Genomic DNA, 21,052 nt, shown 5'->3' on the forward strand with positions numbered 1-21,052 from the left:
CTTGCATGAAGCCCACGCGCCCTGCACGGGTGCCCATAACAATAACAAGCAGGAGTTGCACATGACCGCCGCCCTGGAAGCTGCCGCCCACAAGAAAGCCCGCAAGGCGGGCATCGCCTCGTTCATCGGCACCACCATCGAGTGGTATGACTTCTACGCCTACGGAATCGCCGCCGCCCTGGTGTTCGGCAAAGTCTTCTTCCCCGCCGACCTGCCCCCGGGCACCGCTACCCTGTTGTCCTTCCTGACCCTGTGGGCCGGTTTTGTCGCACGCCCCATCGGCGGCATCATCTTCGGCCACATGGGCGACAAGATCGGCCGCAAGACCACCCTGGTGATCACCCTGATCATGATGGGCGTGGCCACCACCTGCATCGGCCTGCTACCCAGCTACCTGCAGATCGGCATCTGGGCGCCGATTGCCCTGGTGACCTTGCGCATCATCCAGGGCATCGCGGTGGGCGGCGAATGGGGCGGGGCGATCCTGATCGCCAGCGAGAGTGCGCCCAAGGGCAAGGGCATTCTCTATGCCGCCTTTGCCCAGCAGGGCTCACCGGCTGGCAACCTGCTGGCAACCCTGGTGTTCTTCGGCCTCAGCGCCCTGCCCGCGCCGGACTTCCTGCTCTGGGGCTGGCGCATTCCATTCCTGCTCTCGGCGCTGCTGGTGATCGTCGGCATGGTCATTCGCCTCAAGCTTGAAGAATCCGATGACATGCAGCGCCTGATCGCGCAGAAGAAGACCGTCAAGCTGCCGATTCTCGAAGTGCTGCGCAGTCACTGGCGCCTGGTGCTGCTGGGCGCCGGGGTGCTGCCGATCATCCACGTCACCTACTTCAAGAGCACCTTTGCCCTGTCCTGGGCCACCAGGGAGCTGGGCTACACCCAGAGCAGTTTTCTCAGCGTGATCGTCATTGCCCTGGTGGTGCAGTTCATCACCCAGCCCCTGGGGGCGGTGCTGGTGTCACGCATCGACATGCGCAAGGCCATGGTGCTGATGGTGGTGCCGGAGTTGCTGCTGATGCCGGCGATGTTCTTCGCCGTGGAAACCGGCAGCTACTGGATCGCCGTGCTCGGCATGTGCCTGGCCACGGTGCCGCATTCGATGTTCTATGGCGCGGTGGGCGGTATCCTGGCCCGGGCCTTTCCAACCCGGGTGCGCTACAGCGGGCTGTCGATTTCCTATCAGCTGTGCTCACTGCTGGTGGGCGGCGCCACCCCGGTGCTGGCCCAGAGCATCCTCAATGGCACCGGCAGCATCATCGGCGTGGCCATCGCCTCGGCCTGCTACGCCCTGGTTTCGCTGCTGTGCATGCTGGCGCTGCTCAAGCGCATCGGTCACAACGCTGCCGAGTTGTCCACAGCGGAGCAGGCGGATGCCGATGAACTGGCGCGCCAGACAGAGAACCAAAAACCGCCGCAAGGGCCTGTGGATAACTTTGCGCAAACCCGCCCGGGAACTTCAGGCAAGCCTCTACAGCCCGCTCACTGAATCGCCCCGGGGCTTGCCATGCGGCGCTCGTGCTCCAGCAGCCAGCGCTTGCGCCACAGTCCGCCGCCGTAGCCGGTCAGCGCGCCATCGCTACCAATGACCCGGTGACAGGCGATGACGATGGCGATCTGATTGGCGCCGTTGGCCCGGGCCACGGCACGCACCGCTGACGGCGAGCCGATCCGGCTCGCCACTTCGGCATAACTGCAGGTACTGCCCACAGGGATGGCGCGCAAGGCCTGCCACACCGTTCGGGTAAAGGGCGAGGCGTTCATCGCCAGGGGGGTGTGGAAACCGTCGGCTTCTCCGGCGAAGTAACGCTGCAACTCGGCCTCGATTTGATCGATAGGGGCGAAACGTCCGAACCCTATGCTGGAGCCGCTGCTCTTTTGCAGGTTTTGCAGCTCATTGGCCAGGGCCGGACGATCGAAAAACTCCAGCAGATGCAGGACCTGGGCGTCAGCCACCGCCAGCATCACGCCAATGGGGGTCTGCAGCCAGTCCACCTTGAGCAGCTCGCGCCCCCGCAGGTTCGACGGCGGCTGGCCGGCCAGGCGGGCAAAGGCACGGCGAAAGCCACTATCGGAGTCAAAGCCGGCGCTGATCTGCGCCTCGATCACCGACTCACCACAGGACAGCTGCTGCATGCCTTGGCCCATGCGTCGCAGGCGGGCCATTTCCAGGAAGGTCACCCCAAAGTAGCGCTTGAACGCGCGACGCACGGTGGACGGGTCCAGGCCCTGGCCGCTCAGGTCGTCTTCGTACCAGCGGCGTTCGGGATCGCTTTGCAACTGATCCAGCAGGGTTTGCACCCAGGGCTCCTGCACTCCGGCCCGCTCCAGGGGGCGACAACGCAGACAGGCGCGGAATCCCGCTTCGACGCAGCCCTTGATGGAGCTGAAAAACACCGTGTTCTCACGCTTGGGCTTGCGCGCGGCACAGGTCAGGCGACAGAACACACCGGTACTTTTCACCCCGACAAAGGCAAAGCCTTCATAGGCCGGGTCGCGATCCAGAAGGGCCTGGTAAAGGGTGTCGTCATCGGGGAGCTGGAACAGCAGAGGGACGTTTTCCATGGCCGCATCCTAAACCTTGAAGCATGGGGTTCGAGCACTTTAAACCCGCTCCCTGACAGCGACCGCTGAAAAACGGGCGTTGATTCCCACACCGTCGAGCACCGCGCAAGCACCATGCAGACTCATGCACTATATTGGTGCAGCAGGTTGCAACCGGAGACCATTCACAGCCCATTTTGGTTCGAAAGTACCCGCCTGGGCTGGCAAAGCGCCACGCAATCGAGCTTCAAACGGCTGTTTCAGGGCTTGGACGCTTCTTTTCGGAGCCTTGGTTTGGTTTTTGCATTTTCTCCACATCAGCGCCTTACCCGCGCGCGCAATTCGGGACCGGCCCCGGATTGTCTTGCTTCAAAAGAGGTCACCACTTACCCATGACCATCAGCGACCCACTGCACCGTCTGCTTCTGGACAACCTGACCACCGCCACCATCCTGCTCAACGCCGACCTGCGCCTTGAGTACATGAACCCGGCGGCGGAGATGCTCCTGGCCATCAGCGGCCAGCGCAGCCATGGGCAATTCATCAGCGAGCTGTTCACCGAATCCGCCGAGGCCCTGAGCTCCCTGCGCCAGGCGGTGGAACAGGCGCACCCCTTCACCAAGCGCGAGGCCATGCTCACCGCCCTGACTGGCCAGACCCTGACCGTCGACTACGCGGTGACGCCGATCCTCAGCAATGGCGATACCTTGCTGCTGCTGGAGGTCCACCCCCGCGACCGGCTGCTGCGCATCACCAAGGAAGAGGCCCAGCTGTCCAAGCAGGAAACCAGCAAGATGCTGGTGCGCGGCCTGGCCCACGAGATCAAGAACCCCTTGGGAGGGATTCGCGGCGCCGCACAATTGCTGGCCCGGGAGCTGCCCGAGGAAAGCCTCAAGGACTACACCAACGTCATCATCGAAGAGGCCGACCGCCTGCGGAACCTGGTGGACCGCATGCTGGGCTCGAACAAGCTGCCGTCCCTGGCGCTGACCAACATCCATGAAGTGCTGGAGCGGGTCAGCAGCCTGGTGGAAGCCGAAAGCCAGGGCTGCATCACCCTGGTACGCGATTACGACCCGAGCATTCCCGACGTTTTGATCGACCGCGAGCAGATGATCCAGGCGGTGCTCAACATCGTGCGCAACGCCATGCAAGCCATCAGCAGCCAGAACGAAATGCGCCTGGGGCGCATCACCCTGCGCAGCCGCACCATGCGCCAGTTCACCATCGGCCATGTGCGCCATCGCCTGGTGACCAAGATCGAGATCATCGACAACGGCCCGGGCATCCCTGCCGAGCTGCAGGACACCCTCTTCTTCCCCATGGTCAGCGGCCGCCCGGACGGCACCGGGCTGGGCCTGGCCATTACCCAGAACATCATCAGCCAGCACCAGGGCCTGATCGAATGTGACAGCCATCCCGGCCACACCACCTTCTCGATCTTTCTGCCTCTGGAACAAGGAGCCCATCGACATGAGCCGTAGTGAAACCGTGTGGATCGTCGATGACGACCGTTCTATCCGTTGGGTCCTGGAGAAAGCCTTGCAACAAGAAGGCATGACCACCCAGAGCTTCGACAGCGCCGACGGGGTGATGAGTCGCCTGGCACGCCAGCAGCCAGACGTGATCATCTCCGACATCCGTATGCCCGGTGCCAGCGGCCTCGACCTGCTGGCGCGGATTCGCGAGCTGCACCCGCGCCTGCCGGTGATCATCATGACCGCGCATTCGGACCTGGACAGCGCTGTCGCCTCCTACCAGGGCGGGGCCTTCGAGTACCTGCCCAAGCCATTCGATGTGGATGAGGCGGTGTCCCTGGTCAAGCGCGCCAACCAGCATGCCCAGGAGCAGCAGGGCCTGGAAGTGGCCCCGACCCTGGCCCGCACCCCGGAGATCATCGGCGAAGCGCCGGCGATGCAGGAGGTGTTCCGCGCCATCGGGCGCCTGAGTCACTCCAACATCACGGTGTTGATCAACGGCGAGTCCGGCACCGGCAAGGAACTGGTGGCCCACGCCCTGCATCGTCACAGCCCGCGGGCGGCTTCGCCGTTCATCGCCCTGAACATGGCGGCTATCCCTAAGGACCTGATGGAGTCCGAGCTGTTCGGCCATGAAAAAGGCGCCTTCACCGGCGCTGCCAACCTGCGCCGTGGACGTTTCGAGCAAGCCGATGGCGGCACCCTGTTCCTCGACGAAATCGGCGACATGCCGGCCGATACCCAGACTCGTCTGCTGCGGGTTCTGGCCGATGGCGAGTTCTACCGGGTCGGTGGACATACTCCAGTCAAGGTCGATGTACGGATCATCGCCGCCACCCACCAGAACCTGGAAACCCTGGTGCACGCCGGCAAGTTTCGTGAGGACCTGTTCCACCGCCTCAACGTGATCCGCATCCATATCCCGCGCCTGTCGGACCGTCGCGAAGACATCCCGACCCTGGCCAAGCACTTCCTCAGCCGCGCCGCCCAGGAACTGGCGGTGGAACCCAAGCTGCTGAAGAACGAAACCGAGGAATACCTGAAGAACCTGCCCTGGCCGGGCAACGTGCGTCAGCTGGAGAACACCTGCCGCTGGATCACCGTCATGGCGTCGGGGCGCGAGGTGCACATCAGCGACCTGCCGCCGGAGCTGCTGAGCCTGCCCCAGGATTCGGCGCCGGTAACCAACTGGGAACAGGCCCTGCGCCAGTGGGCCGACCAGGCCCTAGCCCGCGGCCAGTCGAGCCTTTTGGACAGCGCGGTGCCGAGTTTCGAGCGGATCATGATCGAAACCGCCCTCAAGCACACCGCCGGCCGCCGCCGCGACGCCGCAGTGCTGTTGGGCTGGGGCCGCAACACCCTGACCCGCAAGATCAAGGAGTTGGGGATGAAGGTGGACGGAGCCGACGAGGACGAAAGCGAAGAAGGCTGAGCCTTCCCCCAACAACGAGGATGTGCGTGCACCAGGATGGGGTGCATGCACTGCCCGAAGGCGCGATGAACCGCAATCGAGCACAGCGCCATCATTCAAGGCCTGGCCTTCAAATCTGAAAATTATCCCTTCGAAAACGCAAAAGCCCCGGATTCCGGGGCTTTCGGCTTTTTGTCCAGGCAATTCATGCAGCACTAGCCAGAGTTGGCACGCCCCCTGCAATAACCCCATCACTACCCAGTTTAGGGGACCTTGGTACAGGCAGGCCGGGGATTCCCCTCTTTAATACCCGGCCCATCACGCTCACAGCGACGGGCCACGTTTTCGGGAACCTCGGTACAGGCAGGCCGGGAATTCCCTCTTTAGCACCGGGCTCATCACGCGCATCGCGACGAGCCCAAGGTTTCGGGAACCTCGGTACAGGCAGGCTGGGGATTCCCTCTTTAACACCGGGCTCATCACGCTTTGAGCGACGCGCCCACAACCCTTTCGGGGACCCTGGTACAGGCAGGCCGGGAATCCCCTTCTTTACACCGGGACTCATCGCCCCCAAGGCGATCAGCCCCTCCCGCTTTTGGGGGCCTTGGTACAGGCAGGCCGGGGTTTCCCTCTTTTATTCCTCCCGCAGGTGGATCGCCAGGCGCCAGCGCCCCTCCACCTCGCTACCCGCCCAATCGCCCCGCAGCGGCCGGGCGGCCACCAGATTCAGCAGCAAGCCCCGGTCCGCCAGGCGCACCCGCCAGTTCACATTCTTCTGATTGACCTGTAGCTGACCGTTCTGCCCGCGCCCCTGGGCGTCGAACAGCAACGCCACGGCGCCGTCGATATGTTCGCCGTGAACCTTGGGCTCATGGTTGAACCACAGCACCAGGCCATCAGCGGCCACCTCGACCTGCTGCAACTCCACAGGATCGGGTTGGGTCAGGCGGCCAATCATCAGCCCCACCATCACCCCGACAATCGCCAGGGAGCCGAATACCTTCGGCATTAGCTTCGGTCGCGGGTCTTCTTCAGGCGTAGAATGCAGCCTGTCTTTCTCTTCGGAGCCGTGCATGTTTCACGTCATCCTCTTTCAACCAGAAATACCGCCGAATACCGGCAACGTTATCAGGCTATGCGCCAACAGCGGCTGCCACCTGCATTTGATCGAGCCGCTGGGTTTCGAAATGGACGACAAGCGCCTGCGTCGTGCCGGCCTCGACTATCACGAATACGCCACCTTGCAACGCCACGCCGACCTGGCCAGTTGCCTGGAAAGCCTCGGCCATCCGCGCCTGTTCGCCTTCACCACCAAGGGCTCGCGGCCCTTCCATGACGCCAGCTTCAAGGAAGGCGACGCCTTCCTGTTCGGCCCGGAAAGCCGTGGCCTGCCGGCGGACGTACTGGACGCCCTGCCCGGCGAACAACGCCTGCGCTTGCCCATGCGCGAAGGCTGCCGCAGCCTGAACCTGTCCAACACCGTAGCCGTGGCCGTCTATGAAGGCTGGCGGCAACTGGGCTTCAAATAACCATTCTCTGTAGCCGCTGCCGCAGGCTGCGACAAGGCCCGAACGGCCTTCTTGCAGGCGCGATCACGGCGCCCACTTCGTGGTCGATCGCAGCCTGCGGCAGCGGCTGCAGGGTTTGGACAGCTGACGCCCGAGCATGAAAAAAGCGCCGTGACAGGCGCTTTTTTCGTACCGCAACCCGTACTTACTGAACGGTGTTTTCGCCGGCGGACTGCAGGCGTTGCAGTTCCTGGGCGTACAGCGCGTCGAAGTTCACCGGAGCCAGCATCAGCGCCGGGAACGAACCACGGGTCACCAGGCTGTCCAGCGCTTCGCGAGCGTAAGGGAACAGGATGTTCGGGCAGAAGGCACCCAGGGTGTGGCTCATGGAAGCCTCGTCCAGGTTCTTGATCAGGAAGATGCCGGCTTGTTGCACTTCAGCGATGAAGGCCACTTCGTCGCCGTTCTTCACGGTCACGGACAGGGTCAGCACCACTTCGTGGAAGTCGGCTTCCAGGGCTTTCTGACGGGTGTTCAGGTCCAGGCCGACGCTTGGCTCCCACTGCTGGCGGAAGATGGCCGGGCTTTTCGGCGCTTCGAAGGACAGGTCACGCACATAGATGCGCTGCAGGGAGAATTGCGGTGCGCTTTCGTCTTCGGCAGCAGCCGTGTTCTGTTGGTCAGTCATCTCAGATCCTTCTTGATCTTGGGGTCTATAGGGTTAGGAATTTCAGGCCGCCAGCAGCGCGTCGAGCTTGCCGGCGCGCTCCAGGGCAAACAAATCATCACAACCACCTACATGGGTGGCACCGATCCAGATCTGCGGTACGGACGTGCGTCCGGCCTTCTGAGCCATATCGGCGCGCACCTGCGGCTTGCCATCGACCTTGATCTCTTCGAAGGCTACGCCTTTGCTCCCGAGCAGATGCTTGGCCTGCGAGCAATAAGGGCAGTAATCACTGGAGTAGACGATGACCTGGGGCATTACTTCACCAATGGCAGGTTGTCGGCTTTCCAGCTGGACACACCGCCAGACAGTTTGGCCGCGGTGAAACCGGACTTCAGCAGCTCACGGGCGTGGGTGCCGGCGTGCTGGCCTTGGGCGTCCACCAGGATGATGGTCTTGGCCTTGTGCTTCTCCAGCTCGCCGACGCGAGCGGCCAGCTTGTCCTGGGGAATGTTCAGCGCGCCGACGATGTGGCCAGCGGCGAAGTCCTTGGACGGACGGATATCGATCACTACGCCCTGCTCGCTGTTGACCAGCGCAGTCAGTTCACGGGTGCTGAGGCTGCGGCCACCGCGGCTCAATTCATGAGCGATCAACAGAGCCAGCAGGATGGCGAAGGCGCCGACGAGCAAGTAGTGTTCAGTGGCGAATTGAATCAGGTGAGCAACCATCTAAGGAGGTTCCAGGGCGTTAAAATGTCGGCCAGTATACACAGCCCTCAAGGTCGGCCAAACCCCGCCCGGCGGTGACGCCATTGGAACTTCGCTTTAAACTGCCACTCCGTTTTTCCACACCTCCTTTTTCAACACTTCCCTATCCAGCCACGAGTGGACGCCATGACTACCACGCCTAAACCTTTGGTCCTGATGATTCTGGATGGCTTCGGTCACAGCGAGAGCCACGAATCCAATGCCGTCTATGCGGCCAAGAAGCCAGTCCTGGACCGCTTGTGCGCCAGCATGCCCAACGGCCTGATCTCCGGTTCGGGCATGGACGTCGGCCTGCCGGACGGACAGATGGGCAACTCCGAAGTCGGCCACATGAACCTGGGCGCCGGTCGCGTGGTGTATCAGGACTTCACCCGGGTGACCAAGGCCATCCGTGACGGTGAGTTCTTCGAGAATCCGACCATTTGCGCGGCCGTGGACAAGGCCGTGGCCGCCGACAAGGCCGTACACATCCTCGGCCTGCTGTCGGACGGCGGCGTGCACAGCCATCAGGACCACCTGATCGCCATGGCCGAGCTGGCCTTCAAGCGCGGTGCCGAGAAGATCTACCTGCACGCCTTCCTCGACGGTCGCGACACCCCGCCAAAAAGCGCCCAGTCGTCCATCGAACTGCTGGACGAGACCTTCAAGACCCTGGGCAAGGGCCGCATCGCCAGCCTGATCGGCCGTTACTTCGCCATGGACCGCGACAATCGCTGGGACCGCGTGGCCCAGGCCTACAACCTGATCGTCGACGGCCAGGGCCAGTTCAACGCCGCCACCGCCCAGGAAGGCCTGCAAGCCGCCTACGCCCGTGAAGAGAGCGACGAGTTCGTCAAGGCCACCACCATCGGCGAGCCGGTCAAGGTCGAAGACGGCGATGCCGTGGTGTTCATGAACTTCCGCGCCGACCGGGCTCGCGAGCTGACCCGGGTCTTCGTCGAGGACGACTTCAAGGACTTCGAGCGCGCGCGCCAGCCAAAGCTGGCCGGTTTCGTCATGCTCACCCAGTACGCCGCCAGCATCCCCGCGCCGGCGGCCTTCGCTCCGGGCAGCCTGGAAAACGTACTGGGCGACTATCTGGCGAAAAACGGCAAGACCCAACTGCGCATCGCCGAAACCGAAAAATACGCCCATGTGACCTTCTTCTTCTCCGGCGGCCGTGAAGAGCCGTTCCCGGGGGAGGAGCGCATCCTGATCCCGTCGCCGAAAGTCGCCACCTACGACCTGCAGCCAGAGATGAGCGCTCCTGAAGTCACCGACAAGATCGTCGATGCCATCGAGCACCAGCGCTACGACGTGATCATCGTCAACTACGCCAACGGCGACATGGTCGGCCACAGCGGTGTGTTCGCCGCTGCGGTGAAAGCAGTGGAATGCCTGGACCTGTGTGTCGGGCGCATCGTCGATGCCCTGGAAAAGGTCGGCGGCGAAGCCTTGATCACCGCCGACCACGGCAACGTCGAGCAAATGTCCGACGAGTCCACCGGCCAGGCCCACACCGCTCACACCACCGAGCCGGTACCTTTCATCTATGTGGGCAAGCGTGCGCTGAAAGTCCGTGAAGGCGGGGTCCTGGCGGACGTGGCGCCCACCATGCTCAAACTGCTGGGCCTGGCGCAGCCTGAAGAGATGACCGGCAAGTCGATACTGCTGGACGCCTGAAACTGAAGCTGGCTGTTTCCTGCACAAACGCCCGATACGCCGTATCGGGCGTTTGCGTATCAGCAGCAGCCTTTGCCTCGCAGCCTCTCCAACTGATGAGCGCACCCAGGCAGCACCACCCGCAGCACTGCCGCACAAACAGTAATAATTATCAGTTACGATTGTGCGGCATCTGGAGAAAGCGAATGAACAAGACCACTGTATTTTTTTTAGCCTCCGTTCTTGCAGGTTGCGCCAGCCCCGCTCCTGTTGAACACAAACACACAGCTGAAATGGCTGCGTTCGAAGATCAGCGCCCCTCGGTAGAAATGGACAGCTACACCGCCGAGAAACTGAACGCCCTGCTCAAGGTTCGCCAACAGGCCGGGGCGCAAAGCACGGGCCAGCTGAGCGAGCAGATTTCACGGGCGTTCATGCACACGCCTTACGCAGCGAACATGTTGCAGGGCTCGGCGACCCTGGCAGAGAAGCTGGTCGTCGACTTCAGGGGCCTGGATTGCTTCACCTACCTGGATTACGTCGAGGCCCTGCGAAAATCCACCGATCAGGACAGCTTCATCAAGAACCTCATCCAGACCCGCTATACCGGCGACGGCGTGCACTATGCAGACCGCCGGCACTTCTTCACGGACTGGGCGCATGCCGGGCAACCGCTGACCGAAGACCTGACTGCGCAGTTGAGCGCGGATGCGGTGACCGTGACTAAACACCTCAACCAAAAGGCCAACGGGGACCTGTACCTGCCAGGCCTGCCCCTGGTCGACCGCGACATTACCTACATACCCAGCACGTCGATTGACGAGCAGGTGCTCAGCCGCCTGCAGACTGGCGACTACATTGGCATCTACACCCATCTTGCGGGCCTGGACGTCACCCATACCGGGCTCTTCATCAACACCGCCAACGGCCCCGTGCTGCGCAATGCATCGTCCAAGAAGAGGCAACGCGAGGTCATGGATTCACCCTTCATGGAATACGTGCAGAACATCCCGGGCATCGTGGTGTTGCGAACCCGACAAGACGGCCAGGCTTTCACACCGCAATCGGCGCCGGAAATCGACGCGCAATCAGCACGGCAACCCAGCCAGGCGCTCACCCACGGCTGATTGCCAACGGCGATCAGCCGCCAGCCACGCCAGCGAACGGGCCTTGCTTGATCGGGGTTTGCGGCAATAACCACCTGCACCCTGATAGCAAATGGCCCAATAACCGCCCGGAAACGGCTTTTTATGACGAACGCCGCAAAGCAGTTGGCTTTGAGGCGTTTTTTTTGCAGCGATGGGCGGGCATACTAGACCGTCCCTTTCCCTGGTGTCGCCCGCCTCTATGCTTCGCGCCCTGATTGCCCTTGCTCTGATCTGCCTGCTCCAACCGGCTTTTGCCGATGAGCGCGCGCAAACCCAACAACAGTTGGACGCCACGCGTCAGGATATTGCCGAGCTGAAAAAGCTGCTGGGCAAGCTGCAGGAAGAAAAGTCCGGGGTGCAGAAAGAACTGCGCGGCACCGAGACCGAGATGGGCAAGCTGGAGAAGCAGGTCGAAGCCCTGCAGAAAGAGCTGAAGAAAAGCGAATCCGAGCTGCAGCGACTCGATGAGGAGAAAAAAAAACTCCAGAGCGCGCGCACTGAACAGCAACGACTGATCGCCATCCAGGCCCGCGCGGCCTACCAGAACGGGCGCCAGGAATACCTCAAGCTGCTGCTCAACCAGCAGAATCCGGAAAAATTCGCCCGCACCCTGACCTATTACGACTACCTGAGCCAGGCGCGCCTGGAGCAGCTGAAGAATTTCAACGAGACCCTGCGTCAGCTGGCCAATGTGGAAAAGGACATTTCCCTGCAACAGGCCCAGTTGCTGGTGCAGAAGAGCAGCCTCGACAGCCAGCGTGAAGAACTCGACAAAGTGCGCAAGGAGCGCCAGCTGGCCCTGGCCAAGCTGAACAACGACGTGAAGGCCCGGGACGACAAGCTCAAGGCCCGCGAACAGGACCAGGCCGACCTGGCCAAAGTCCTGAAAACCATTGAAGAAACCCTGGCTCGCCAGGCCCGCGAGGCAGAAGAGGCGCGTCAGAAAGCGCTGATCGCCCAGCAGGAAGCCGAAAAAAAGCGTTTACGTGAGGCCCAGGCCGACGCCAGCGATGCCCCGCGCAAGCCCGTCAGATCAAGCCCGGGCGCCTTGGTTTCCAGCGCCGGTCCTTCCTTCGGCGGTGCATTTGCTGCAGCCCGGGGAAAACTTCCATGGCCAGTTGATGGTCGACTGCTGGCACGCTTTGGTGAAACCCGTGGCGACGACTCCCGTTCCAAGTGGGACGGGGTGATGATCAGCGCCGCCGCCGGCAGCCAGGTACACGCCGTACATGGTGGCCGGGTAGTGTTCGCCGACTGGCTGCGCGGCGCCGGGCTGCTGGTGATCCTCGATCATGGCAACGGTTACCTGAGTCTCTACGGACATAACCAGACACTGCTCAAAGAAGCCGGTGATGTGGTCAAGGCCGGAGAGTCCATCTCCACAGTGGGCAATAGTGGCGGACAGGACACTCCTGCGCTGTACTTTGCAATTCGTCAGCAGGGCCGCCCCAGCGACCCGGCACAGTGGTGCCACGCGCAAGGATAAGCGCTGCATCTAAATTAGGAGTTCGTTCGACATGCTGCATTTGTCCCGCCTTACCTCGCTGGCCCTGACGATCGCCCTGGTGATCGGAGCGCCTCTGGCGTTTGCCGCCGAAACCGCTCAATCGGCGACCGCCGCGACCACCAAGGCACCTTTGCCGCTGGAAGAACTGCGCACCTTTGCCGAGGTCATGGACCGGATCAAGGCGGCCTACGTCGAACCCGTGGATGACAAGACCCTGCTGGAGAATGCCATCAAGGGCATGCTCAGCAACCTCGACCCGCACTCGGCCTACCTGGGGCCGGAAGACTTCGCCGAACTGCAGGAAAGCACCAGTGGCGAATTCGGCGGCCTGGGCATCGAAGTCGGCGCCGAAGACGGCTTTATCAAAGTGGTCTCGCCCATCGACGACACTCCAGCGTCCAAGGCCGGGATTCAGGCCGGCGACCTGATCGTCAAGATCAACGGCCAGCCGACCCGTGGCCAGACCATGACCGAAGCCGTGGACAAGATGCGCGGCAAGATCGGCCAGAAAATCACCCTGACCCTGGTGCGCGACGGCGGCACGCCGTTCGACGTGACCCTGGCCCGCGCCACCATCCAGGTGAAGAGCGTGAAGAGCCAGTTGCTGGAGTCGGGCTACGGCTACATCCGCATCACCCAGTTCCAGGTCAAGACCGGCGAGGAAGTCTCCAAGGCCCTGGCCAAGCTGCGCAAGGACAACGGCAAGAAGCTCAACGGCATCATCCTCGACCTGCGCAACAACCCGGGCGGCGTGCTGCAGGCCGCGGTGGAAGTGGTCGACCACTTCATCACCAAGGGCCTGATCGTCTACACCAAGGGCCGCATCGCCAACTCCGAGCTGCGCTTCTCCGCCACCGGCAAGGACGAAAGCGAAGCCGTGCCGATGGTGGTGCTGATCAACGGCGGCAGCGCCTCGGCATCGGAAATCGTCGCCGGCGCCTTGCAGGACCAGAAACGCGCGGTGCTGATGGGCACCACCAGCTTCGGTAAAGGCTCGGTGCAGACCGTGCTGCCGCTGAACAACGATCGCGCGCTGAAGATCACCACCGCCCTGTACTTCACCCCCAACGGCCGCTCGATCCAGGCCCAGGGCATCGTTCCGGACATCGAAGTGCGCCGCGCCAAGATCACCAGCGAGGCCCAGGACAGCGAGTACTTCAAGGAAGCCGACCTGCAGGGCCACCTGGGCAACGGCAACGGTGGTGCCGACAAGCCGAGCGGCTCGTCGAGCAAGGCCAAGCCAATGCCGCAGGATGACGACTACCAACTGGCCCAGGCCCTGAGCCTGCTCAAAGGGCTGAGCATCACTCGCGGCAAGTGATTGAACCCTTCGCCGGTAAACCGGCTCCTACACAGGCTGTGTGAAAACGTTGCGAGTGAAGGCAAGACAAGGCAAAAACAGGCGAGGAACGGCCGGGGTCGCGTTCGACTTTAGGGGGCCTAAATGAGCATTCCGAGCCTGTTTTTAACGCAGTATTGCCAAACGCAGTAGTTTTCACACAGCCTGTACAGGAGCCGGTTTGCGTAGGAGCTGGCTTGCCAGCGAAGCGCCCGCCAGGGCGCCCATCCCCCTGAAGGCCTGATCAATATCCCCATGATTTCCCGCCGCTTACCCCTGTTACGCTCGCTCCGCGCCCCGCTGCTCAGCCTGCTGTGCATCATGCCCCTAACCACCCAAGCCGCCGAACCCACCGCCAGCGCGCCCAAGGCCTACCTGAGCCTGATCATCGACGACCTCGGCCAGAACCTGCCCCGTGACCGCCGCGTACTGGCCCTGCCCGGCCCGGTCACCACGGCGATCATGCCCGACACGCCCCACGCTGCCGAATTCGCCCGTGAGGCCCATCGCGCCGGCAAGATCGTCATCCTGCACATGCCCATGGACCCGGCCACCGGCCCCTTCGCCTGGCACCCCGAGCTGCCCATCGAAGAGCTGCAAAAACGCCTGGACGCCGCCTTCCAAGCCGTGCCCTACACCAGTGGCATCAACAACCACATGGGCAGCCGCATGACCGCCCAGCCCCAGGCCATGGCCTGGCTGATGGCCGACTTGCAGCGCCGCCACAAATTCTTCGTCGACAGCCGCACCAGCGCCCAGACGGTCGCCGCCGCACAAGCGCAGAAGATCGGTCTGGCCAGTGTTTCCCGGGATGTGTTCCTGGATGACGAGCGCACCGAGGCGGCAATTGCCCAGCAGTTGCAGACGGCGATCAAGCTGGCGCGCAAACAGGGTTCGGCGGTGATGATCGGCCACCCTTATCCCCAGACCCTGGCCGTGCTCGAACGCGAACTGCCCAAGCTCAAGGCCCAGGGCATCGAATGGATCGATATCAAGTCGATGATCAGTCTGCGCAGCAACGAAGCCATGGCCGGGCATGGCAAGAACGGCAAGTACAGATAGGGCGGCGGCAAGCCTCAAGCTGCAAGCCAAAGCGCCGCCGACCTGCTGTTACTTGTAGCTTGCCGCTTGCAACTTGCCGCTGATCTAGAGATAGCGCGCCATGATCTCCTCCACCATCCCCTCTTTGCGCATCTGCTCCAGGGCAGCCTGAAGCTTGGCCACCACCTCATCAGGCACATCCTTGTTCAGGGCCAGGTACAGCTCGGCGCTATTGAAGCGCAGCACGGTCTTGAGACCGGTGATACCTGCCTGCTTGGCCAGGTAACGTCCGGCCGGGTCGCCGGTGGCCCAGAGGTCGATCTGACCCGCCAACAGCTTCTTGGCATTGTCCTGGTCGCGCAGCACCACTTGGGGTGCCAGGCCCTGCTTGGTCAGCGTCTCGGCAATGGCATCGCCCTTGTAGGCGCCAATCTTGTATTTGCGCGCCTGCTCCAGGGATTCGAGGGTGATCTTGCTGCCGGCCTTGGCCAGCATGATCCAGTCATCCGGACCGATGGGGCCGACCCACTTGAACAGCCGTTCGCGGTCCGGCAGGCGCGCCATGACGAACACGCCATAGCCGGGTTGCTCCAGGGCCATCTTGTAGATGCGTTCCCAGGGGAAGCGCAGGGTCAGGCTGTAATTGACCCCGGCACGCTTGAACATTTCGCGGACGATATCCACGGCAATACCGTCGATATTCTCGCCTTGAGCGAAGTTCTTGCCGTTCCTGGCCATGTTGTAGGGGGGGAAGTTTTCCGTCAGCAGCACCAGGGAGGTGTCGGCGGTTTCAGCGGCGCGGGCCAAGCTGCCAAGGAGCAGAGAAGCGCTGGCGACAACCACGAGAAGACGTTTGAACATGACGGGATACCAGAATCCATGGCGTGCCCAAGAGTGCCGCGAGCACGCCATGCTGTCCAGTGGCTATCGCACAACAATCCCGCGCTGAGCCATATAGGCCTTGGCCTCGGGAACCGTGTATTCACCGAAGTGGAAGATGCTCGCCGCCAGCACCGCGCTGGCGTGACCTTCGATGATGCCGTCGGCCAGATGCTGGAGGTTGCCAACGCCGCCGGAAGCGATCACCGGAATCCCCAGGGCATCGCTGATGGCCCGGGTCACGCCCAGGTCGAAGCCGTTTTTCATGCCGTCCTGATCCATGCTGGTCAGGAGGATTTCGCCAGCACCCAGGCCTTCCATCTTCTTCGCCCACTCCACCGCATCCAGCCCGGTGGGCTTGCGTCCGCCATGGGTGAAGATTTCCCAGCGCGGGGTTTCGCCCGGACCGGAGACCTTCTTCGCATCGATGGCGACCACGATGCACTGGGAGCCGAAATGCTGCGCCGCTTCGCCGACGAACTCGGGGTTGAACACCGCCGCGGTGTTGATCGAGACCTTGTCCGCGCCGGCATTGAGCAGGTTGCGGATGTCCTGCACGGTGCGCACGCCACCGCCTACGGTCAGCGGGATGAACACCTGGCTGGCCATGCGCTCAACGGTATGCAGGGTGGTATCGCGCCCATCGACGCTGGCGGTGATGTCGAGGAAGGTGATCTCGTCAGCGCCCTGCTCGTCGTAGCGACGAGCGATTTCCACCGGGTCACCAGCGTCACGGATGTTCTCGAACTTGACGCCCTTGACCACCCGTCCGTTATCCACGTCCAGGCAAGGGATGATGCGTTTGGCCAGTGCCATGGCGAGTCCTCAGCCTTGGTACGAATCGCAGAAAGCCTGGGCTTCTGCGACATCGAGGGTGCCTTCATAGATCGCGCGACCAGTAATGGCGCCGATGATTCCCGGAGCCTTGGCATCCAGCAGGGCCTTGATGTCGCCCAGGTTGTGGATACCGCCGGAAGCGATCACCGGGATCCTGGTGGCCGCCGCCAGGGCCGCGGTGAACGGCACGTTGCAGCCCTGCATCATGCCGTCTTTGGCGATGTCGGTGTAAACGATGGCGGACACGCCGTCAGCTTCGAAGCGCTTGGCCAGGTCGATCACTTGCACGCTGCTGACTTCAGCCCAGCCGTCGGTGGCGACGAAACCGTCCTTGGCGTCCAGGCCGACGATGACCTTGCCCGGGAACGCGCGGCAGGCCTCGGCCACGAACTCCGGCTCCTTGACCGCCTTGGTGCCGATGATCACGTAGCTCACGCCAGCCTTCACATAGTGTTCGATGGTTTCCAGGGAGCGGATGCCGCCACCGATCTGGATCGGCAGGTTCGGGTAACGCTTGGCGATCGCGGTAACCACCTCGCCGTTCACCGGCTGACCTTCGAAGGCACCGTTCAGGTCCACCAGATGCAGACGACGGCAACCGCCTTCAACCCACTTGGCAGCCATGCTCACCGGGTCGTCGGAGAACACCGTGGAATCTTCCATGCGGCCCTGGCGCAGACGTACACAGGCACCGTCTTTAAGATCGATAGCGGGAATAATCAGCATCTGGCAAACCTTCAAATTCGATTGTTCAGCTTCACTCGAAAATCAATTTTTCTCGAGCGCCCACAGATCGCTTTCGATGCTCTCGAACCTCTCCTTGAGGTGCGTCTGCACATCGAAAATCGCCCTGTTGTAATAGTGCGGAGCAATTTCGCGAGTAAAGAGCTCAAGAATCTCCGCCGCCTCGAACGAGCCCAGGTCGAGCTCGAAGCGCTCCTCCATGAAGCGCTTGATCTTGTGCGTCGCCTCACTTTCCTGCTCGGCAGTGAGGCGCAGTATCGGCGGCTTGGATTTCTTGATCGCCATTTACCAGCGACCGTCCCAGGCAGCGAAGTTCTGCAGCAATTGCAGGCCGTGGGTATGGCTCTTTTCCGGGTGGAACTGCACGGCGAAACGCGAGCCTTCAGCCAGCGCTGCTGCGAAGTCCACGCCATAGTGACCGCTGCCTACCACCTGCCGGGCATTGCCGGCATGGATGTAGTAGCTGTGCACGAAGTAGAAGCGCGCCCGCTCCGCAATGTTGTGCCACAGCGGATGGTCCACCGCCTGCTGCACTTCGTTCCAGCCCATGTGCGGCACCTTCAGGTGCTCGCCGTCCTCGATCAGGCCCTTGCCGAAGAACTTCACCTGGCCGGGAAACAGGCCGATGCAGTCAACGCCCTCGTTCTCTTCGCTGTGGTCGAGCAAGGCTTGCATGCCCACGCAGATTCCGAGGAAAGGACGATCCTGGCTGACTTCGCGCACCAGGGTGTCGAAGCCCAGGCGACGGATCTCGGCCATGCAATCGCGAATGGCGCCCACGCCGGGAAACACCACCCGGTCGGCTTCGCGAATCACGTTGGCATCGCTGGTGATCAGCACCTTGCCGGCGCCCACGTGCTCCAGGGCCTTGGCCACCGAGTGCAGGTTGCCCATGCCGTAGTCGATAACGGCGACGGTCTGCATTACAGCACGCCCTTGGTGGACGGCATCTGGCCGGCCATGCGCTCGTCCAGCTCCACCGCCATGCGCAGCGCGCGACCGAAGGCCTTGAACACGGTCTCGATCTGGTGGTGTGTGTTGGTGCCGCGCAGGGTATCGATGTGCAGGGTCACGTTGGCATGGTTGACGAAGCCCTGGAAGAATTCCTGGAACAGGTCAACGTCGAAACCGCCGACAGTGGCGCGGGTGAAGGGTACGTGCATCTGCAGGCCGGGACGGCCGGAGAAGTCGATCACCACGCGGGACAGGGCTTCATCCAGCGGCACATAGGCGTGACCGTAGCGACGGATGCCCTTCTTGTCGCCGATGGCCTTGCTGAACGCCTGGCCGAGGGTGATACCGACATCCTCCACGGTGTGGTGGTCGTCGATATGCAGGTCGCCCTTGCTTTCGATGTCCAGGTCGATCAGCCCGTGCCGGGCGATCTGGTCCAGCATGTGCTCAAGGAAGGGCACGCCGATATCGAATCGGGCCTTTCCGGTGCCATCCAGGTTGATCGAGGCTTTGATCTGGGTTTCCAGAGTGTCGCGCTCGACAGATGCCTTACGTTCGGCCATCACCAGCTCCGCAAAATCATTGGGCGAAAAAGGCGAATAGTATAGGCCCGACGGCGGCCAAACAGAAACACGCTGGACAATATCCTGACGGGCGCCAGCCAATGGCTACGGGGCTGTACCTGTCATGACAACTGTAGAAACTGACGTGCGGGTGAAGGTGCCAGGCCTACAAGACCGAGGCACCTTGTCCACCGGCAAGCCGGCTCCTGAGCAGGAGCGGGCTTGCCGGCGAAGCCATCAATGGAACAGCACCGCCGTCTTCTGCAAGGTCACCCACACCCCCCAGGCCAGGGGAATGCCCACCACCAGCCAGGCAGCGATCACCACCGGCAGACTGGCGGACGAAGCTTTCCACTCCAGCACGACACTGCTGTCAGCGCCCTTGTCATGGCCCAGGGCCTGCTCGGCCGCCAGTTGCTCGTCGGTCATGAAGTACTTGTCGGCCACCGGGCGCACCAGCAGGTTGCACAGGAAACCCAGCACCAGCAGACCGGCCAGGATGTACAGCGTGATGTCATACGCCGCGGCGCGTTCAACGCCGATGCTCAACTGATACTCGCGCAGGTAGTTCACCAGCACTGGCCCCAGCACTCCGGCCGCTGCCCAGGCGGTCAGCAGGCGACCGTGGATCGCGCCTACCATCTGGGTGCCGAACAGGTCTGCCAGGTAGGCCGGCACTGTGGCGAAACCGCCGCCGTACATCGACAGGATGATGCAGAACGCTGCCACGAACAGAGCAATATTGCCCAGGTGGCCGAGGTTCGGAATCAGCGCGTACAGGGCAAAGCCCAGGGCGAAGAACACAAAGTAGGTGTTCTTGCGACCCAGGTAGTCGGAGAACGACGCCCAGAAGAACCGCCCGCCGATGTTGAACAAGCTCAACAGACCGGTAAAGCCGGCGGCAATCGCGGCGATCTGCGCCAGTTGCGCGGCGTCCAGCTGGCTGAAGCTCAGATCGTTGCCCAGCAGCTTGCCGGCGAACACTTCCTGCAACAGCGGCGAGGCCATGCCGAGGATGCCGATACCGGCCGATACGTTGAGGCACAGCACCAGCCACACCAGGCGGAACTGCGGGGTCTTCCAGGCCACGTTCACATGCACGTGGCGGTGAGTGATCATCGCATTGGCGGCTTTTTTCGCCGGAGCGGTCCAGCCCTCAGGCTTCCAGCCGGTAGGCGGAACCCGGTAGGCCAGGGCGCCACCGATCATGAACACGAAGTAGATGGCGGCCATCACCAAAAAGCTCTGCCACACGCCGACACTGGTGGGCGTGGCGAAATGGCTCATCAGGGCTGCGGCCAGAGGTGCGCCGACCATGGCACCGCCGCCAAAGCCCATGATCGCCATGCCGGTGGCCATGCCGCGCTTGTCCGGGAACCACTTGATCAGGGTCGACACCGGGGAGATGTAGCCCAGGCCCAAGCCGATACCGCCGATGACCCCGGAGCCGATCCACATCAGCCAGATCTGGTGGGTATAGACCCCCAGCGCCGAGATCAGCAGGCCGCCGCACCAGCACAGCGCCGATACCACACCGGCCTTGCGCGGCCCGGCATGTTCCAGCCAGCCACCCCAGATCGCTGCCGAGCAGCCCAGGAAGATGAAGAACAGGGTGTAGATCCAGCCGAGCATGGAAATCGGCCAGTCACACTGGGACGAAAAGACCTGCTCGATAAAGCCCATGCCCGGCGCGCACGCCACTGGCGCGCTGATGCCCAGCGCCTTGGACAGTGGCAGCCAGAACACCGAGAAGCCGTAGGCCATGCCGATGCACAGGTGAATGGCCAGAGCGGCCGGTGGGACCAGCCAGCGGTTGAAACCGGGCTTGGCAATGATGCGCTCTTTGGACAAGAACGCTGGCTGAGCGGCCGGGCTGGCCACCGCAGTGCTAGAGCTCATGGATGTTTCCCCCAATTATTAGAATTGTTCATCGGCCACTCCCCTGCGACGACCTTGGCACGCAGGCGCGGTCGTTTTATGAGTAAAGCTCCCTTTGGGCAGGCGCGACATTCAGTCGCAGA

The 21,052-nt window shown here is 62.5% G+C and carries 21 protein-coding genes; 9 read left to right on the forward strand and 12 right to left on the reverse strand.

The window, feature by feature from the left end; translation table 11 throughout:
- Window positions 1–61 precede the first annotated feature (61 nt).
- On the forward strand, window positions 62–1,489 hold the full coding sequence (locus tag J5M73_RS10305) for an MFS transporter (RefSeq protein WP_243433755.1): 1,428 nt from the start codon (window positions 62–64) through the stop codon (window positions 1,487–1,489).
- Here the strand turns inward: J5M73_RS10305 and J5M73_RS10310 are convergent.
- The gene (locus tag J5M73_RS10310; RefSeq protein WP_115581422.1) at window positions 1,483–2,565 is read right to left on the reverse strand and encodes a trifunctional transcriptional activator/DNA repair protein Ada/methylated-DNA--[protein]-cysteine S-methyltransferase; all 1,083 of its coding nucleotides are present in this window, start codon (window positions 2,563–2,565) and stop codon (window positions 1,483–1,485) included. The genes J5M73_RS10305 and J5M73_RS10310 overlap by 7 nt on opposite strands.
- Before the next feature lie 371 nt (window positions 2,566–2,936).
- Between J5M73_RS10310 and glnL the strand changes: the two genes are divergently transcribed.
- Window positions 2,937–4,028, forward strand: coding sequence for a nitrogen regulation protein NR(II) (gene glnL, locus J5M73_RS10315; RefSeq protein ID WP_102862743.1), 1,092 nt, complete (start codon window positions 2,937–2,939; stop codon window positions 4,026–4,028).
- The gene (gene ntrC, locus J5M73_RS10320; protein ID WP_060842227.1) at window positions 4,018–5,454 is read left to right on the forward strand and encodes a nitrogen regulation protein NR(I); all 1,437 of its coding nucleotides are present in this window, start codon (window positions 4,018–4,020) and stop codon (window positions 5,452–5,454) included. Before glnL ends, ntrC begins: the two co-directional genes overlap by 11 nt.
- A 613-nt stretch (window positions 5,455–6,067) precedes the next feature.
- On the opposite strand, the gene J5M73_RS10325 is transcribed toward ntrC, so the two are convergent.
- A complete protein-coding gene (locus J5M73_RS10325) occupies window positions 6,068–6,508 on the reverse strand; it encodes a hypothetical protein (RefSeq protein ID WP_102862742.1) in 441 nt (146 codons plus the stop codon).
- Here J5M73_RS10325 and trmL point away from each other — a divergent pair.
- Window positions 6,507–6,962, forward strand: coding sequence for a tRNA (uridine(34)/cytosine(34)/5-carboxymethylaminomethyluridine(34)-2'-O)-methyltransferase TrmL (gene trmL / locus J5M73_RS10330; RefSeq protein ID WP_016963309.1), 456 nt, complete (start codon window positions 6,507–6,509; stop codon window positions 6,960–6,962). The two genes, J5M73_RS10325 and trmL, sit on opposite strands and share 2 nt — an antisense overlap.
- 184 nt (window positions 6,963–7,146) lie before the next feature.
- On the opposite strand, the gene secB is transcribed toward trmL, so the two are convergent.
- The 3 genes from secB to J5M73_RS10345 are packed head-to-tail and all read right to left on the reverse strand — an operon-like array spanning window position 7,147 to window position 8,339.
- Window positions 7,147–7,629: a protein-export chaperone SecB gene (gene secB, locus J5M73_RS10335; protein WP_016963308.1), complete on the reverse strand. Its 483-nt coding sequence runs from the start codon at window positions 7,627–7,629 to the stop codon at window positions 7,147–7,149.
- A 42-nt stretch (window positions 7,630–7,671) separates the two neighbouring features.
- Window positions 7,672–7,926 carry a glutaredoxin 3 gene (gene grxC, locus J5M73_RS10340; RefSeq protein WP_102862741.1) on the reverse strand — a complete coding sequence of 85 codons (255 nt, stop codon included), beginning with the start codon at window positions 7,924–7,926 and terminating at the stop codon, window positions 7,672–7,674.
- Window positions 7,926–8,339, reverse strand: a complete 414-nt coding sequence (locus J5M73_RS10345; RefSeq protein ID WP_102862740.1) for a rhodanese-like domain-containing protein — start codon at window positions 8,337–8,339, stop codon at window positions 7,926–7,928. The genes grxC and J5M73_RS10345 overlap by 1 nt, the downstream gene beginning before the upstream one ends.
- Window positions 8,340–8,504: 165 nt before the next feature.
- Here J5M73_RS10345 and gpmI point away from each other — a divergent pair, with 165 nt between their 5' ends.
- From gpmI to J5M73_RS10370, 5 genes are all read left to right on the forward strand, one after another.
- Window positions 8,505–10,040: a 2,3-bisphosphoglycerate-independent phosphoglycerate mutase gene (gpmI, locus tag J5M73_RS10350; RefSeq protein ID WP_102862739.1), complete on the forward strand. Its 1,536-nt coding sequence runs from the start codon at window positions 8,505–8,507 to the stop codon at window positions 10,038–10,040.
- Window positions 10,041–10,225: 185 nt separating this feature from the next.
- Window positions 10,226–11,146, forward strand: a complete 921-nt coding sequence (locus tag J5M73_RS10355) for a DUF1460 domain-containing protein (protein ID WP_102862738.1) — start codon at window positions 10,226–10,228, stop codon at window positions 11,144–11,146.
- 220 nt (window positions 11,147–11,366) lie between these two features.
- Entirely contained in the window at window positions 11,367–12,653 is a 1,287-nt protein-coding gene (locus J5M73_RS10360; protein ID WP_102862737.1) for a murein hydrolase activator EnvC, read from the forward strand.
- Window positions 12,654–12,684: 31 nt separating this feature from the next.
- On the forward strand, window positions 12,685–13,995 hold the full coding sequence (locus tag J5M73_RS10365; protein WP_102862736.1) for a S41 family peptidase: 1,311 nt from the start codon (window positions 12,685–12,687) through the stop codon (window positions 13,993–13,995).
- A 273-nt stretch (window positions 13,996–14,268) separates the two neighbouring features.
- Complete coding sequence (locus J5M73_RS10370; RefSeq protein ID WP_102862735.1) at window positions 14,269–15,075, forward strand: divergent polysaccharide deacetylase family protein; 807 nt, start codon at window positions 14,269–14,271, stop codon at window positions 15,073–15,075.
- Window positions 15,076–15,159: 84 nt separating this feature from the next.
- Here the strand turns inward: J5M73_RS10370 and J5M73_RS10375 are convergent, their stop codons facing one another.
- From J5M73_RS10375 to J5M73_RS10405, 7 genes are all read right to left on the reverse strand, one after another.
- Window positions 15,160–15,915: an ABC transporter substrate-binding protein gene (locus J5M73_RS10375; protein ID WP_207815529.1), complete on the reverse strand. Its 756-nt coding sequence runs from the start codon at window positions 15,913–15,915 to the stop codon at window positions 15,160–15,162.
- A gap of 63 nt (window positions 15,916–15,978) precedes the next feature.
- Window positions 15,979–16,749 carry an imidazole glycerol phosphate synthase subunit HisF gene (gene hisF / locus J5M73_RS10380; RefSeq protein ID WP_015633827.1) on the reverse strand — a complete coding sequence of 257 codons (771 nt, stop codon included), beginning with the start codon at window positions 16,747–16,749 and terminating at the stop codon, window positions 15,979–15,981.
- Window positions 16,750–16,758: 9 nt separating this feature from the next.
- Window positions 16,759–17,496 carry a 1-(5-phosphoribosyl)-5-[(5-phosphoribosylamino)methylideneamino]imidazole-4-carboxamide isomerase gene (gene hisA / locus J5M73_RS10385; RefSeq protein ID WP_011058739.1) on the reverse strand — a complete coding sequence of 246 codons (738 nt, stop codon included), beginning with the start codon at window positions 17,494–17,496 and terminating at the stop codon, window positions 16,759–16,761.
- A 42-nt stretch (window positions 17,497–17,538) separates the two neighbouring features.
- Entirely contained in the window at window positions 17,539–17,799 is a 261-nt protein-coding gene (locus tag J5M73_RS10390; RefSeq protein ID WP_102862732.1) for a DUF2164 domain-containing protein, read from the reverse strand.
- Window positions 17,800–18,438 carry an imidazole glycerol phosphate synthase subunit HisH gene (gene hisH, locus J5M73_RS10395; protein ID WP_102862731.1) on the reverse strand — a complete coding sequence of 213 codons (639 nt, stop codon included), beginning with the start codon at window positions 18,436–18,438 and terminating at the stop codon, window positions 17,800–17,802.
- Window positions 18,438–19,031 (reverse strand): imidazoleglycerol-phosphate dehydratase HisB, encoded by a 594-nt coding sequence (gene hisB / locus J5M73_RS10400; protein WP_011058736.1) that lies wholly within the window; start codon window positions 19,029–19,031, stop codon window positions 18,438–18,440. Before hisB ends, hisH begins: the two co-directional genes overlap by 1 nt.
- 237 nt (window positions 19,032–19,268) lie before the next feature.
- On the reverse strand, window positions 19,269–20,930 hold the full coding sequence (locus tag J5M73_RS10405) for an OFA family MFS transporter (RefSeq protein ID WP_102862730.1): 1,662 nt from the start codon (window positions 20,928–20,930) through the stop codon (window positions 19,269–19,271).
- Window positions 20,931–21,052 lie beyond the last annotated feature (122 nt).

The organism is Pseudomonas sp. 50_B (assembly GCF_017491625.1).
GTDB classification, from domain to species: domain Bacteria; phylum Pseudomonadota; class Gammaproteobacteria; order Pseudomonadales; family Pseudomonadaceae; genus Aquipseudomonas; species Aquipseudomonas danubii.